The following is a 13,962-nucleotide window of genomic DNA, read 5'->3' as shown; positions in this document are numbered from 1 at the left end:
GCATTCACACCTCACCAAGACTTGGGTCGAGGGATATGGTGTCCAGCAACAGGTCCACCGCGTTGCCGGAGATGGACAGCTCCGGACCTTCCGCAACGGCCGCGCGCAGCCGCCGGACGAGGTCGCCTCTGGTCTGGACGACCGGCTCGGGAAGCAACTCCTCGGCGACCCATCGGGCGACCGCCTGTGCCGCTTCCCCACAGGTGTACTTGGAGTAGGCCGAGCTCACGTAGTCGAATTCGAAGTCGTCGGCGCCGGCGATGGTGGCGTCGGCGAGTTCGTGTGCTGCCTGCAGCCCGTATTCGAGCCGGACGAGACCGGCCCGCCGGCGCTCGTCGCACAGCTGCGGGAAGGCCACCAGCGTCTCCTCGGCGGCCCGCAGCCACACCCTGCCCCGGCTCAGGTAATCCAGGCCGGCTCGTTCGTAGCCGGCCGCGGAGGTCAGTACGCGGAAACCCCCGCCCAGCGGACCGACCATGGCGTCGTCGGGGACGGCGACCTCGTCGAAGCTCACGGTGAAGTAGGGCTCGCCGAGCAGCCGTGGACGCTCCGCGACGGTGATGCCCGGACTCGTCAGGTCGACGACGAACAGGGTGATCCCGGAGTACCGGTTGGGGCCCTTGGAGGTGCGGGCAGAGCACAGCCCGATGCTCGACCAGTCGGCATGCAGACTCCAGCACTTGCGCCCGTTGAGGATCCAACCGGCCGCACCCTCACGGGCGCTCGTGGTGATCGCCGCGGCATCGGATCCCGCGTCGACCTCGGACAGCAGAAGGCTGGCGAGCGTACGGCCGGAGGCGATGCCCGGCAGCCACCTGCGCCGCTGCTGTTCCGTACCGAAGTACAGCACCGCGCACCCGACGCCTTGGACGGTCACCAGATGCACCTCGTCGGCGAATCCCCGGTCGCCCAGCGCGTCGGCCACCGCCGCGTAGTCGGCCAGCGTGCCGCCGCGACCGCCGTACTCCTCGGGATAGTGCGGGGCGAACAGGCGGGCTTCGCCCAGTGCGGCGAACGCCTGCCGCGCCCCCGCTCCCGGTGGCAGGCCGTCCAGGATGCGGGCGACCTCGTCCTCCACGGTGCTGCGGATCATCGCGCGGGCGATTCTGCGCCGGTGGCCGCTGCCTGCCGCCGTTGCACGGCCGCCACACCGTCGGCGAAGTCTGCCAGCACGGAGTTGGCGAACAGCAGCGTCGTGCGGATCGGCAGGTCGAGCCGGCGTCCGACCCTTCCCACGAAGTGCATACCCGTCACGCTGTCGCCGCCAACGTTGAAAAAGTCGTCGGACAGGCTGATGCCGTCGCCGAGCAGATCCCTTGCCTGCTCCAGCACAATGGCCTCGATCTCGTTCATTGCCGTCACTCCTCCCGGGCGTCTCTCGTTCACGGATCCCTGCCTGAACCGGCACGCGGGCTCAGTCGTCCTCCAGGCCGCTGTGCGGCTGGTAGTCGGTCAGTGCCGACGCCAACTCCTTGGCCGCGGCCTCGAACTCGCCAAGGGGCCGCATCAGGGCGATCCTGATGAAGCGGGATCCCCGCTCGGGCTCGGCCCAGAAGAACGGCGCGCCCGGCAGGACCGCGATGCCGCGCGTCTGCAGCCAGACGCACAGCTCGAGGCAGTCCCACCCCTCGGGCAGGTGCAGCCAGGCAACGCTCATCGTCGCGCCACCCTCGACCGGCGACACGGGCCCGTCGGCCAGCGCCTCGGCGAGAATGGCCCGGTTGGTGGCACTGGTGGACCGGGCGCGCTCCACGATGCCGGACTTACCCGACTCGGCGATCAACGCGAAGATGAAGGCGGAGACGTTCAACAGCAGGTCGTCGGTGATGGCTTCCAGGGCATCCCAGCGCCGTGGGCCGGCGATCAGGCTGCCCAGCTTCAGGTCCAGCGTCGGCCAGACCTTGCCCACATCCTCGATCCCGATGTGGTCGACACCGTTGTCCTCGAAGAAGGCATAGAGGTCGCGGGTCGCCAGGTGGTCGCTGAAGAGGCGGAAGCTGAAGTCGACGACCAGCACCTTGCCGCGGTCGCGACACTCCAGCGCGATCCGCTCGACATCCTCGACGCGGGGGTCCAGGCCGGTCGGGTTGTTGGGCACCACCAGGAACAGCGCGTCGATCTCGTCCCAGCAGTCGAGGGAGCCCGGGTCGGTGAAGACGTCTTCGGAGACCGGGATCAGTGGCACGCCGTGCCGCTTGAGAATGTCGGGGATGTTGTCGAAGGTGGGGTGCAGCAGCCCCACGGTGATCCCTTCCAGGCGGAAGTGGTTCGCCACGACCTCGATCGACAGCGATGAGGAGTAGTGGTACAGCGGCTTCTGCGCTCGTTCGAGAACGCTCGGCTGGCCGGCGGCCTTGAAGAAGACGCGCTCGAAGTCCTGTTGCACCTCCAACTGCAGGCTCGCCTCCGCCTTGCGGAAGATCTCGGGAAGCCGGTCGAGCACAGCCTGGTTCAGGTCACCCTGCCGAGCGTGCCCGTCGGCGAGGTTGTGCATGGTCATCAATGCGGACCATTCGATGCGGGTGAGCGTCGAAATTGCCCTGGTCTGCAGGGCGTCGCCGACGTGGTTGGCGGCGATCGTGTCCGGGATCATGCGGGCTCCTTGTGAGGCTCGATGGGAACTGTTTGCGGGGATGACCTTCCGATCAGGCTGCGGCGACTTGCTGTGGCTGAGCCGGCCGAATATCGGCGAGGACCGCCGCCGCGGCGCGGTCCCTCTTCCCGTTCTTGGTCAGCGGCATCTGCTCGATCTCCCGCCACTCCGACGGGATCATGTACGAGGGGAGGTGGTCGGCCAGGCCACGCCGCAGCTTCGGCCGGTCCAGCGTCGTGCGTGCTGACGGGACGACGACCGCGACCAGGCGCGTGGTGCCGGCGAAGTGCTCGGGCACGACGACGGCGTCCACGACGTCGGGCTGTGCCCGCAACCATCCTTCGACCTCGCCGAGTTCGACACGGAAGCCCCGTACCTTGACCATTTGACCGAGCCGTCCACAGTGGACGAGTCTGCCGGTCTCGTCGACTCGGCCCAGGTCCCCGGTCAGGTAGACCCGCTGTCCCGGCTTGACCGGGTGCGGCAGGAAGCGCGTGGCGGTCAGGTCGGGCTGCCCGAGGTAGCCGTCGGCCAGCTGGAGCCCGGAGATGACGATCTCGCCGACCTCACCGCGACCGACGGGCCGCAGGTTGCCATCCCACAGCATCACCTCGACCCCGTCGATGGGCAGGCCGATCGGGGCCAGCGGCCCACCGTCCTCCGCGGTGCACCGATGCACGGTGGACCAGACGGTGCCCTCGGTGGGCCCGTACTCGTTGAACAGCGGTACGTGTGGCAACTCCTGCAGGTGCCGCCGGGCCAGTCCCCGGGCCAGTGCCTCGCCGGCCACCACGACACAGGCCAGGTCCCTCAGCGCGGGCGCCTCGTATTCGAGGATCGCCGCGTACTGGGACGGGACCGCGTCGAGATGGGTGGCCCGGGAGCGGGTGACCAGGTCGCCGATCAGTCCGGGATCCCGGACGTCCGCGTCCGTGGGGAGGATCAGGGTGCCCCCCGCGGCAAGCGTGAAGAACAGTCCCGCCACCGCCGCGTCGAAGGTGAGCGGGGCGAGCATCAGATACCTCATGGGGCATCCGGGGAACACGGCGAAGCGGGCGTTGGTCGAGTTGACGACCGCGAGGTGCGAGACCACGACGCCCTTCGGCGCACCGGTCGAGCCCGAAGTGAAGATCGCATAGATCGGATCGCTGGGCGACCCCGGCGCGATGGCCGGGCAGGTGCGGGCCTCGGTGGCCCGCGCGATCGGGACGCGTTCAAGCCCCAGTTGCTCGGCCAGCTCGGCGTCCACCGCACCGGTCACCAGGCGCAGCGAGGCCTGCCGCACGATCTGCCGCAGGCGCGGCAGGGGGGCATCGGGGTCCAGGGGAATGTACGGGGCGCCCGACAGCACGGCACCGACGACGGCCGCGACCGCGTCGGCGGACCGGTCTACCACCACGCCGACGAACTCCCCCGGCCTGGCCCCGCGGGCGTTCAGCGCGTCGGCCGTCTGCCGCGCCCGGGAGAACAACTCGCGGTAGGTGACGTTGACGCCCTCGCACTGGACGGCCGTCTGATCGGCGTGCTCACGGGCGGCGGCGGACAGCAGGACGTCGAGCCTGTTGTCGCAGTTCGCGTTGCGCACGGTCGTCTCGGTGCTGCCGTCCGGCTCCCGCTGGTCGCCCGCCGGGGTCGCGGCGGGCACGCGGGCCATCCCGCGAATGCGGGCGCCGCATTCGGAGGGTGTCCCTCGAAATCCCTCGCCGTGCCAGCCGGGCGGGATCGGCCGGTCCGCCGGCCAGATCGAGCGGTGCCCCTGGAGGTTGGCAACCAAAGTCCACAGGTCCGGAGCCTTCGTCAACGGGTCCTCCTCGCCGATGTCGTCAACCTGCTTTGAAGGGGGTGGGGGCACGCCGTGATTGCCGCCGTCGACCGAGCGCTCGGACCGGGCGCTCGGCCCGAACCGGGTCCGGGAGAGCCGATCGTGCGTCATCGCCGGCGCCGGGTCACGAAGGAGTCACCGATCACGTAGCCGTCGAGGCCGTGTTCCTCGCCGTACTGGAGCAGGTCGCTGGTGCGGTTGATGAATCCGCGGCCCGAGAAGTTGAGGGAGGTGTTGCACAGGACGCTGAAGCCGGTCAGGTCGCGGAACGCCGCCAGAAGGTCGGCCATCGCGCTGTTCTGCTCCCGCGTCACGGTCTGCACTCGGGCCGAGCCGTCCACATGGGTCACGGCCGTGAGTTCGTCGGTCGTCACCTGGCTGAAATACAGCATGTAGGGGTCGGGAATCGAGCCGCTGAACCAGCGGGGAGCGTCCTGCGCCAGGCAGATCGGCGCGATCGGCCGGTACGTCTCGCGTTGCTTGAGAGTGTTGAGCCGCTTGAGCATCTCCTCGCCGAACGGCGCCGCCAGGATCGACCGGTTGCCCAGCGCCCGCGGACCTATCTCCCAGCGTCCCCGCGCCCAGCCGACGATGTTGCCGTCCCTCAGGAACCGGGCCACCTCCACGAGATCCAGCGGCCGGGAGTCGAACTGCGCGGGATCGATCGGGACATCCTCCTGGAACGTGTCGCCTGCGTAGACGTCCCACTCCACCGCGGCTACTCCCGTGTAGTGGTGCTGGGCGTCGATCGCCGTTCCCAGCGCCGAGCCGCTGTCATTGGGGCAGGGCGGCACGAAGACCTCCGGGAACAGCCCACACTCGCGCCACCGGCGGTTCCATTCGCAGTTCAGCCCGCACCCGCCCGAGATCAGCAGGGGCAGACCCTCGGTCAGCTCGGCCTCGGCGTAGTCGTAGAAGCGGCCGAAGATCGCGTCGGACAGCCGCGCGGCGGCGTCCTTGAACAGCTGGGACTCGACACCGGCGTTGTAGAACGGGGACGAGGCCAGGTCGTCCTTGCCGAGGGTGACGATGATCTGTTCCTGACTGAGGATGGTGTCGATCAGCTCCCGTTCGAGCGCGTTCGCCGGGCGCTTGGTGGCGAAGGCGGTCAGCGCCATCTGCTTGCCGGCATCCTGCAGGCGCAGCACGCCCTTGTTGGCGGTGAACTTCGGGTCGGCCAGAGCGAACAGCCAGGCGTACTTGTTCCCCGGATCGGTGAGCACGTGACGCAGGTGTTCGACCTGGCCGCGCTCGTCGATGCGGTAGAACGAGCCGATGTTGCCCTCCCAGACCAGGCTGTAGTAGGGCTGGCCGGGCGGCAACGGTGACATCCCGAGCGCGGTGAAGATGTGCGATCGTTCGTGGGTGGAGGAGAAGACATTCACCCTGTGGCCGAAGATCCGGCCTTCGGTGGAGCTGACCGATCCCGGGCCCACCCCGAAGTACCCCGTTCGCGACGGCGCCTCGTTCGAAAAGGTTCCCTTGACCCATCCCCCGACCGCGACGGCATCCGGTAGACGGTCGAGCCGCTCGGCCGCGGCCAGCAGCACGTCGGCGGTCAGGGAACTGAAGCGGGGGAACGAATCCTTCTCGGCCTCCAAGGAAAAAAGGAGACGACCGTCCTCGATGGCGGCGATCCCGCCGTCGTGACCCTCTTTGAATGACAGAATCAGCATGTACGCGCACCTCTTCTATGCTGAGGACCGCACCCTGCGCGGCCGGTCCGCCGTTGCCGACAGATCCGCGTCAGCTCCAGGTAGCCACTGTGTGATCATCGATGAAACCCATCATGCCGAGGATGGTCGTCCTGGTCTGCAGACCGTCGGTGTTGGGCTCTACCGCGTGAACGTGAGCGCCGTTGAATACGTAGACATCGCCTGAATCGATCTCGATGTACTCGACATCGGAGCCTTCGAGAGCCTCGACCGGGTACGGCGAGCCGGTGAATTCGACGCCGAGCCGGCGCTTGCTTTCGTCATCGGGCCGGACGTTCCACAGCACCAGCCGGCCGCCCTCGTGGTTCTCCACGCACATGTTCAGCGCCGCGACGGGGCGCCCGACGACTCCGGTGCGCTCGAAGTCGGCCATCAGCGGATCGGTGCACTGGGAGTCATCGTCATGAGGAGCGAGCGCGAAGTCCCCCGCGCCGTGCCAGGACCTCAGTAGCGCGATGCTCGACCTACGGCCCCTGTGCTCGGCGGTGCGGACCAGGCAGCCCTCCGCCGCCAGTGCCCGGGAAAGCCCATCGTAGAACTCCTTGACGGGATTCCCCGGGATGTCCAGCAGATCCTCCAGAATCGGGTTCACGATCTCCGACTCGTCCAGGTACTCCGCCGTCGACTTGCCCCACGTATAGGCGCCCAGGTAATAGCCCGGGGCCTCGGCTCCCCGCACCCTGCGATGCGGGCTGCCCCAGAAGCGACGCGCGACCTCCGAGTAGACATCGTGGGAGACCATGCCACGGAAGATCACGCAGGCCGCCCTGCCGTGCAGCACATCAAGCACGGCCTCGGGGACAAACGTGTAGTACTCGCGCGGGGTGAAGTAGTTGGCATCCCCGCGCCACCCGGTCACTGTTCTGACCGCTTCCTTCTGTCCGATCATCGTGTCTCCGATCTCGCGGTTCGTCGAGAGTCGTGTCCGACGACTCGCCCGAACAAGTCCTCACCCGGTTACGGGCGGCTTTCTGCTCAGCGTCGCGAAGCGCCTGGCGAAGCGATCGGAGAGCGGGGCCTGCGCCGCAACGGGCGGAAGCCCGGCGCCGAACCCGTCGCTGCCAGCGCTGCGCACGAGCTGCTCGAACCGGCGGCGCACGCGGTCCACGGTGCTGGGCCGGTAGCGGTCCCGGGGATAGAGGAACTCCACGCCCAGGTCCCCGGCACCCTGTTGCAGGATCGCGGCGAACGGGAACTTCGCGTCCGGAGGAACCACCGACGGGATGGGTTCCCACCGCGGCTCCCGGACCTCGTCGGGCAGCTGGTCCATGTTCACGACTACCCAGAACAGCGGGCTCCACGGGTCCCGGCCGACCGGGTCAACGGCCGTGACGACGTCCTGATACGGCACATCCGCGTGCTCAAAGGCCCCGGCCAGACGCTCCCACACGTGCTCTACCGCGTGGTCGAACCGCCCCTCGGGCGAGGGCCGAAGCCAGAGCACGACCGGATCCACAAACATTCCGACGACGTCTTCGAAGTCCGACCGCGGCCGGTTGGCCAGGTTGACGCCGACCGCCACGCCGGTGCCTTCCGCCCATTCCTGGAGGGCGACGGCGAGGCAGGTGAGCAGGCCGGCGAACATCGTCACCCCGGCCGCCATCGACGCCGATTCCAGGGCGCTGACGGTCCGCGCGGAGAGCCGGAACCGCACCGACGCGGCGCCCGGCTCGCCGTCCTCGAACGGGTCCGGTGCGGGCGGGCTGACCTCGATGTCCTTCAGGGCATCGACCCAGTAGGACAGGTCCGAGCCGAAGTACGGCCCGGAGCGCAGGGTCTGCTCCCACGCGACGAAGTCCTGGTAGTCGGCTGCGAGCGCGGGAAGCTCGGCGGACGGATCTCGCAGGAGGCCCCGGAGGTCGCGCTCGATGACCTCCAGGCACCACCCGTCGACGGCGATGTGGTGGCAGGACACCACCAGCCAGACGGCATCCGCGCCGTCCTCGGCGATGACCGCTCGCACACTGCCGTGTTGCAGGTCGAAGGGCCTGCGGAAGTGTTCGGAGGCGAGGTCGCCGATCGCCCGTTCGGGCTGCCCGGGGAGGGGTGCCAAGCGCACCAGTTCGACGGGCACGTGCGCGGCCGGGTCGACGAACCGCTGAGGCTGGCCCGACGGGGTGAGCCGGTAGCTGCTGCGAAGGATCGGGTGACGGTCGCACAGCCGTAGCCAGGCCTTCCGTACGTCGGCGGCGCTGGCCCCCGGGATGCGCCAGCCGAGCTGCGTCGTGTAGTGGGCGCCGTCCGGCTCGAGCTGCCAGAGGAACCACAGGCGTGCCTGGGCCGAACTCAGCGGCAGGCCATCCTCGTCGGCCCGCGCGGCGGCCCCGCGCACGATGGCGTCGATGAGCGGGGCGAGCGACGGCGCGTGCTCGGTCGAGAGCAGGGAATGGTGCGTCCCGGGCGCGCCGAGTACCTCGACATCCTGACCCAACGCCTGGGACCAACCGAGGTCGGCGGGCGTGTCCGCCCAGCCGTCCTCGTCCGTGGCGCGGATCAGGGTGACCCGCGCGGCGCAGGCCGGCGCGCTCCATGGCCTGCTCAAGGCGTTGAGGTGCCATCGGTGAGTGCGCAGGTACGGCAGCAGGTCGCTCGCCGACAGCCCACCGAGGCCCTCCCCGCTCAGCCGGTCCAGCACGGCAGCCACGAGCGACGCGTCGTCGAGTGCCGCCGTGCCCACCGGAAGGCCGTCCGTGATACCGAACAGCGAGGCGATCTCGCCGGCCGGTGAGCGCTCGCCGCGACACCGGCTGAGCATGTCGGGGGTGCCTGCGTCGAGCAGGACCACGTGTGCCGCACCGCGGCCCTCGGCCTCGGCGAGCCGGGCCATCTCCACCGCGAGCACGCCGCCGAAGGACCACCCCACCAGGACCAGCGCGGCGGACGGCTCCTCGCGGAGCACCGGCTCGAGATCGCGCCAGTAGTCGGCCGCGATCGCCGGGACGGAGCACCGGTCGTCCGCCCCGGGCTCGACCGCCTGGAACGCCACGTATCGCGCGGGCGCCCGCAGGTGTTTGACGAGCCGGCGGAAGCCGCTCGCCGAGCCGGAGGAGGAGTGCAGGAACGCTACGACGCGCGGCGCGGCGCCGTCCGCTTCACGTCTGAGCTCGATGAGGTGGTCTCGGCCGGCGGTGTTCATCGGTCCTCGGTGTCCTTCGCCCGGATCAGGTCCGCGATCGACTCGACCGTGGGGCGCCGGATCACGTGGCGCACCGACAGCTGGGTATATCCCTGGGACCGCAACCTGTTGACGAGCTGCGCCAGGAGCAGGGAGTGGCCGCCCGCGTCGAAGAACTCGTCGGTGACCCGGGGCCAGCCGCCGCCCAGCAGGTCCCGCCAGACCGTCGCGACCACGCGCTGCTCGACGTCGTAGACCCGCGGGTCCTCCTGCGTCGACCGGTTCAGTCCGGCCAGCAGCGCCGCACGGTCCGCCTTGCCGCTAGACAGGACGGGGATTTCGCGCACGACGTGGATGGAGCTCGGCAGCATCGCCGCCGGCAGCAGCGCCGCGAGGCGTGAGCGAACCTGTTCGGGATCCGCGGCGCCGACGACGAACAGCCGCAACACCGCGGCGTCGTCGACCACGGCGAGCCCGCGGCTGACGCCCTCCAGTTGCTCGGCGACGCTTTCGATCTCGCCGAGCTCGATCCGCCAGCCGTTGACCTTGACCTGGGCGTCCCGCCGTCCCACCAGACGCAGCGCTCCGTCGCCCGCGATCCAGCCGTAGTCCCCGGTCCGGTAGGCGCGGTTGTGGGTCTCCGGCGCCGGGAGCGTGATGAACGGGGACTCCCCCTCCTGCCCATCCAGGTAGCCGAGCGCGACGCCCGGCCCGGCGACGGCGATCTCGCCGACGATCCCCTCCGGGAGCGGAGCGCCGTACCGGTCGAGCACCGCCACCACCGCACCGGCGATGGGACGACCCGCATGTATGGTCTCGCCGTCTTCCAGCAGTCCCATGGTCGCCGTCGCCGTCGCCTCGGTCGGACCGTACAGGTTCCAGACCTGCGCGGCGGGCAGGGCTTCCCGGGTCCGCCGCAGCAGCGCGCGGGTCACCGGCTCGCCCCCAAGCAGCACCCGTTCGATGCGCGGGACGGGCCCGTCGGCAATCGCCTCCATCAGCACGGACCAGTAACTGGGCACGCAGTTCACCGCGACGGCCTCGTCGCTCGCGGACAGCTCGGCGAGCAGTGCGACCGGGTCGCGCGGGTCCGAGCCCGGTAGCCACACGGTTCGGCCGCTGTAGAGCATGCCCAACGTCTGCTTGAAGCCCGCGTCGAAGACCGACGGACTCAGAGCCGGCAGCGCGTGCGTCGTGAGGGTCGAGGGGACGAGAGTCTCGGCCACCCAGCGAAGGTAGTTCGCGAGGCTGGCACGGCTGACGCCCACCAGTTTCGGCCGACCGGTGGAGCCCGACGTGCGAAGGACGTAGGCGGCGGAGGTCGCCGCGACGTCGGCCGGACTCGTCAGCGGCGCGGCCGTACCCGCCACACCGGTCGGGTCGATCGGCAGGGTCGGTACGCCCGCCGGCACGGTGAGGCCGGGGGCCTCGGACAGTATCGCGACGGCCTTGGACCTGGCGAGCGCGTCAGCCACCCGGGCCGCCGGCTCGTCCGGATCCACCGGCAGGAAGGCGGCTCCGCGCCACAGCACGCTCAGCACGCCCAGGATGGTCTGGGGCTGATTCGACTTGCCCGCCACCGCGACGACGTCGCCATCGCTCACCTCAGGCAGCCGACCGGCCGTGGCTTGAACGTAGCCGAGCAGCTCGGCGTAGCTCCACCGGCCGCCGGGCCAGCGCACCGCCGTGCCATCCGGGTCCTGCGCCGCACGCCGGGCGAGCACCCGGCAGATGTCCTCGGCGGCCGGGCGGCCGGCCGCCTGACGCAGTTCGGTGGACAGCTGCGCCGTCAGCGCGGCGTCGGCGGGGGTGACCTCGCCCACGATCGAGTCCGGCGAATCCGCCAGTCCGCGCAGCACCGTGTGCCAGAGCCGCACCAGCAGTCGCGGGTCGATGTCGCGGTCGTCGGCGATGCGGACGAGGAGCTCCGGTGCCGCTCCGCTGTCGACACAGGCGAACACCAGATGCCCGTCGGGCGCGGAGGTGCACTCCTCAAGCCGCCAGGCCGACGGCAGGTCGACCCTCAGCCCGTTCGCGCTGAACACGATCTCCGGCAACTCCCCCTCGGGACGCGGTGAGGGGCAACCGATCAGATCGTCTTCCTCGCACCGCTGCTTGACCACGGCGCGCAGGCCCATGGCGACCGTGTCGGTGGGGTCCACGCTGGGATGACCGGGCACGGTGTGTGAGAAGACGCCGATCGCACCGGTGAGGCCCATGAGTGGCCGCGCGTCGACCGTCCTCGCGATCCGGTCGGCATCGACGCCCAGGCGATCCAGGAGTACGGCGAGGGCGTAGTGCGCGACGTCGCAGAGGTCTGCTCCCACCGCGGTCGCGAGCGCGCTCACGGCCTCAAGCAGCGGCCCGTCGAGCGGGATGCTCGCCTGGTTGACGCTGTCGCGCGCCGGCACGACCGCGACCTCGGCGAGGCGGTCCCCGGTGCGGGCGATCGCCTCCTCACCGCGGGCTCGCCAGTAGCGCTCCTCCTCGCGCAACTCGCCGGCGCGCATCATCTCCAGATGGCCGACCTCCACCGCGAAGTCGTCCATGGCGGCGGTGATCCGCGCACCATTCAGCGCCTGGCCGACCAGGTGGAAGAAGCCCGCAAGCGACGGGAGGTCGACGAAGACGGGCGGGGTCGAGACGGTCAGGCGAGCCCCACCTGCCCGCTGCGCGATGCGCACCGTCGTGGCGCCCGAGGTGATCTCCCAGCGGCCCTCCTCCGGGAACGACTGTCCGTGCACCTCCGCGCGCCGTTGCCATGGCACCCGCAGCGAAGCAACCTCGACGAGTTCGGCACTCAGTGCCGGGTGGACGCGCAGGACCGTCAACGCGGCCTCGTACACGGCGGTACCGGAGACGTCGGGGATGCCGACGGTCACGGTGCGGTGCGCGGCGTGGGTCTGCAGGGCGGCCCGCTGGAACGGACCGAGTTGAACCGCGTCGGGGTACGGGGAGCCTCCGTTATCGGTCATTGCCGACCGCCTTGGCGTACGACTCGGCCATCTTGAGCAGGATGCGACGCGGCCCCTGGTACGGCTGCCGGCCGTGTCCGCACAGCATGTTGTCCACCACGAGGACGTCGCCGTGCTGCCAGTCGAACTGCACGGTGTGCTCGACGACCAGATCGTTGACCGTGTTGATGACCTCGGCATCGATCTCCGCGCCGTCGCCCCACAGCACATTGTTCGGCCACAGCTGACTGTCGGTGTCCTGTTCAGAGGTGGACAGCGCGTCGCGGATCTCGTCATCCATCCGCGAGATGTGGAAGCCGATCGCGTAGTTGAACCACACCCGCTCCCCGGTCACCGGATGAGACGTGACGGCCAACCGGCGCTCGTACGTGCGCAACTGGTCGTCGCCGAGCCACTCGACGCGCCTGCCCTCGCGTGCGCAGATCTCCTCGACCTCCGCCCGGCTGTCGGTCTCATACGAGCGCTGCCAGGTCCGGTTGTATCCGTAGCCGCGTACGTAGAGCAGGTCGCGCTCGGCGAACTGCTGGCGGATCTGGCTCGGCATTTCCCGCAGGAGAGTTCGGTTGTCCACCAACGGCGTCTGGCCGCCGACCCTCGACGGGACGTCGCAGTAGAAGAACAGCAGCATCGGCCAGTCGTTGGAGTAGCAGAACTCGCTGTGCTGCCTGATGACCAACTGCTCCGGGTACTCGCTGGCGGTGTAGGTGTCCGAGGAGACGCGGCTGCGGATCGCCGTACCGCCTCGGTAGTCGACCTGGTCCGCGGAGAAGGCTCGCACGGTCTCTTGGAAGTCGGGGGGTGTCGCCGACCGGAACAGCAGGGCGCCGTACCGGTGCAGATCGGCCCTCAACTCGGAGCGGTGCCGGCTGATCCAGGAGGGGACGTTGACATCCGCGTCGAACTCCAGGACCAAGGGCAGACTCTGCTCGTTGAGGAAACCACGTCGTACCAGGGACGTCTCTACCTGGGCAGGGGTGGGAGCGGTCGTGGCGAGCGCACCGAATTTCTGCTTCATCAGGCGTGACCACCTTCCTGAATGTCGAGGGTTTGCGCGGCGATGTGCGCTGCGACGTCGGATACCGTGCGCGCGCTCAGCAGGACGGACATCGGCAGCCTCACGCCGAGCCTGTCGCGGATCCGGTTGGCAGCCCGCATCGCGGCCAGCGAGTCGCCGCCATGGCCGAGGAAGCTTCCCGCCTCATCGATATCCGGCGTTCTGAGGACCTCGGACCAGATGCCCGTGAGCACCGCCAGGGACGCCAGGAAGCCGTCGGCCCGGTGCGCGAGCGCCGCGCGGTCGGGCTCGCCCTGAGGGTCCAGCGGAACCGTCGCGATGGAGATGACCGGCACCGACTCGCCGCCCCGCGCGGACAGCACTGGCGACAGCGCGCCGCGCACCCGGTCGTGGAAGGCGCTGTCCTGTTCGGCACGCTCCTCAGCCGAGTCGGCGGCCCGCGGGTCATCCGCCTCACCGGCGCCCAGCGAGCGCTGGACGAACCCGACGAGATGCCGAACCCCACCGCGGTGCCCGTATACCACCGCCGCGCGGACGACCTCGGCGTCGGCCTCCAGGACGGCCTCGATCCGGTGCGCGACTCCGGACGTGTCCGGCTCGAGGGTGACTTCCGCCGTGGCCACCTCGGGGTGGGCGGCGATGACGTGGCGGACTGGTTCGAGCCAGTCCGGGGTGCCAGGCTCGCTCGTGACAGATGCGGCCGTGGCGGGCTGGGTGAGTGAGGTCG

10 protein-coding genes are annotated in these 13,962 nt (G+C 69.8%); all 10 read right to left on the bottom strand.

Going from position 1 to position 13,962, the window contains the following annotated elements; all coding sequences use genetic code 11:
- Positions 1–4: 4 nt before the first annotated feature.
- A complete protein-coding gene (locus ABEA87_RS35700) occupies positions 5–1,093 on the bottom strand; it encodes an acyl-CoA dehydrogenase family protein (protein ID WP_345637371.1) in 1,089 nt (362 codons plus the stop codon).
- Positions 1,090–1,353 carry a phosphopantetheine-binding protein gene (locus ABEA87_RS35695; protein ID WP_345637368.1) on the bottom strand — a complete coding sequence of 88 codons (264 nt, stop codon included), beginning with the start codon at positions 1,351–1,353 and terminating at the stop codon, positions 1,090–1,092. Before ABEA87_RS35695 ends, ABEA87_RS35700 begins: the two co-directional genes overlap by 4 nt.
- 61 nt (positions 1,354–1,414) lie before the next feature.
- Positions 1,415–2,593: a pyridoxal phosphate-dependent aminotransferase gene (locus tag ABEA87_RS35690; protein WP_345637366.1), complete on the bottom strand. Its 1,179-nt coding sequence runs from the start codon at positions 2,591–2,593 to the stop codon at positions 1,415–1,417.
- A gap of 52 nt (positions 2,594–2,645) precedes the next feature.
- The gene (locus ABEA87_RS35685; protein WP_345637363.1) at positions 2,646–4,526 is read right to left on the bottom strand and encodes an amino acid adenylation domain-containing protein; all 1,881 of its coding nucleotides are present in this window, start codon (positions 4,524–4,526) and stop codon (positions 2,646–2,648) included.
- Positions 4,523–6,091: a carbamoyltransferase C-terminal domain-containing protein gene (locus tag ABEA87_RS35680; protein WP_345637360.1), complete on the bottom strand. Its 1,569-nt coding sequence runs from the start codon at positions 6,089–6,091 to the stop codon at positions 4,523–4,525. The genes ABEA87_RS35685 and ABEA87_RS35680 overlap by 4 nt, the downstream gene beginning before the upstream one ends.
- Positions 6,092–6,161: 70 nt before the next feature.
- A complete protein-coding gene (locus tag ABEA87_RS35675) occupies positions 6,162–7,019 on the bottom strand; it encodes a 2OG-Fe(II)-dependent halogenase WelO5 family protein (protein ID WP_345637358.1) in 858 nt (285 codons plus the stop codon).
- Positions 7,020–7,079: 60 nt separating this feature from the next.
- Entirely contained in the window at positions 7,080–9,266 is a 2,187-nt protein-coding gene (locus ABEA87_RS35670) for a condensation domain-containing protein (RefSeq protein WP_345637356.1), read from the bottom strand.
- Positions 9,263–12,220, bottom strand: a complete 2,958-nt coding sequence (locus tag ABEA87_RS35665) for an AMP-binding protein (protein WP_345637354.1) — start codon at positions 12,218–12,220, stop codon at positions 9,263–9,265. The genes ABEA87_RS35670 and ABEA87_RS35665 overlap by 4 nt, the downstream gene beginning before the upstream one ends.
- On the bottom strand, positions 12,210–13,235 hold the full coding sequence (locus tag ABEA87_RS35660) for a TauD/TfdA family dioxygenase (protein WP_345637352.1): 1,026 nt from the start codon (positions 13,233–13,235) through the stop codon (positions 12,210–12,212). Before ABEA87_RS35660 ends, ABEA87_RS35665 begins: the two co-directional genes overlap by 11 nt.
- Positions 13,235–13,962, bottom strand: a 728-nt coding sequence (locus tag ABEA87_RS35655; RefSeq protein ID WP_345637350.1) for an acyl carrier protein, incomplete at its 5' end; no start/stop codon positions are given. The genes ABEA87_RS35660 and ABEA87_RS35655, both read right to left, overlap by 1 nt.

It is taken from the genome of Rugosimonospora acidiphila, from assembly GCF_039543385.1.
Taxonomy (GTDB): Bacteria; Actinomycetota; Actinomycetes; order Mycobacteriales; family Micromonosporaceae; genus Rugosimonospora; species Rugosimonospora acidiphila.
The sequence above is the reverse complement of the archived record's forward strand: the minus strand, read 5'-3'. Positions and strand labels throughout refer to the sequence as shown.

Excerpts from the sequence above, each read along its gene's own strand:
- ABEA87_RS35670 (WP_345637356.1), bottom strand. The coding sequence starts at position 9,266 with ATGAACACCGCCGGCCGAGACCACCTCATCGAGCTCAGACGTGAAGCG.
- ABEA87_RS35675 (WP_345637358.1), bottom strand. The coding sequence starts at position 7,019 with ATGATCGGACAGAAGGAAGCGGTCAGAACAGTGACCGGGTGGCGCGGG.
- ABEA87_RS35695 (WP_345637368.1), bottom strand. The coding sequence starts at position 1,353 with ATGAACGAGATCGAGGCCATTGTGCTGGAGCAGGCAAGGGATCTGCTC.
- ABEA87_RS35680 (WP_345637360.1), bottom strand. The coding sequence starts at position 6,091 with ATGCTGATTCTGTCATTCAAAGAGGGTCACGACGGCGGGATCGCCGCC.
- ABEA87_RS35700 (WP_345637371.1), bottom strand. The coding sequence starts at position 1,093 with ATGATCCGCAGCACCGTGGAGGACGAGGTCGCCCGCATCCTGGACGGC.
- ABEA87_RS35690 (WP_345637366.1), bottom strand. The coding sequence starts at position 2,593 with ATGATCCCGGACACGATCGCCGCCAACCACGTCGGCGACGCCCTGCAG.
- ABEA87_RS35660 (WP_345637352.1), bottom strand. The coding sequence starts at position 13,235 with ATGAAGCAGAAATTCGGTGCGCTCGCCACGACCGCTCCCACCCCTGCC.
- ABEA87_RS35665 (WP_345637354.1), bottom strand. The coding sequence starts at position 12,220 with ATGACCGATAACGGAGGCTCCCCGTACCCCGACGCGGTTCAACTCGGT.
- ABEA87_RS35685 (WP_345637363.1), bottom strand. The coding sequence starts at position 4,526 with ATGACGCACGATCGGCTCTCCCGGACCCGGTTCGGGCCGAGCGCCCGG.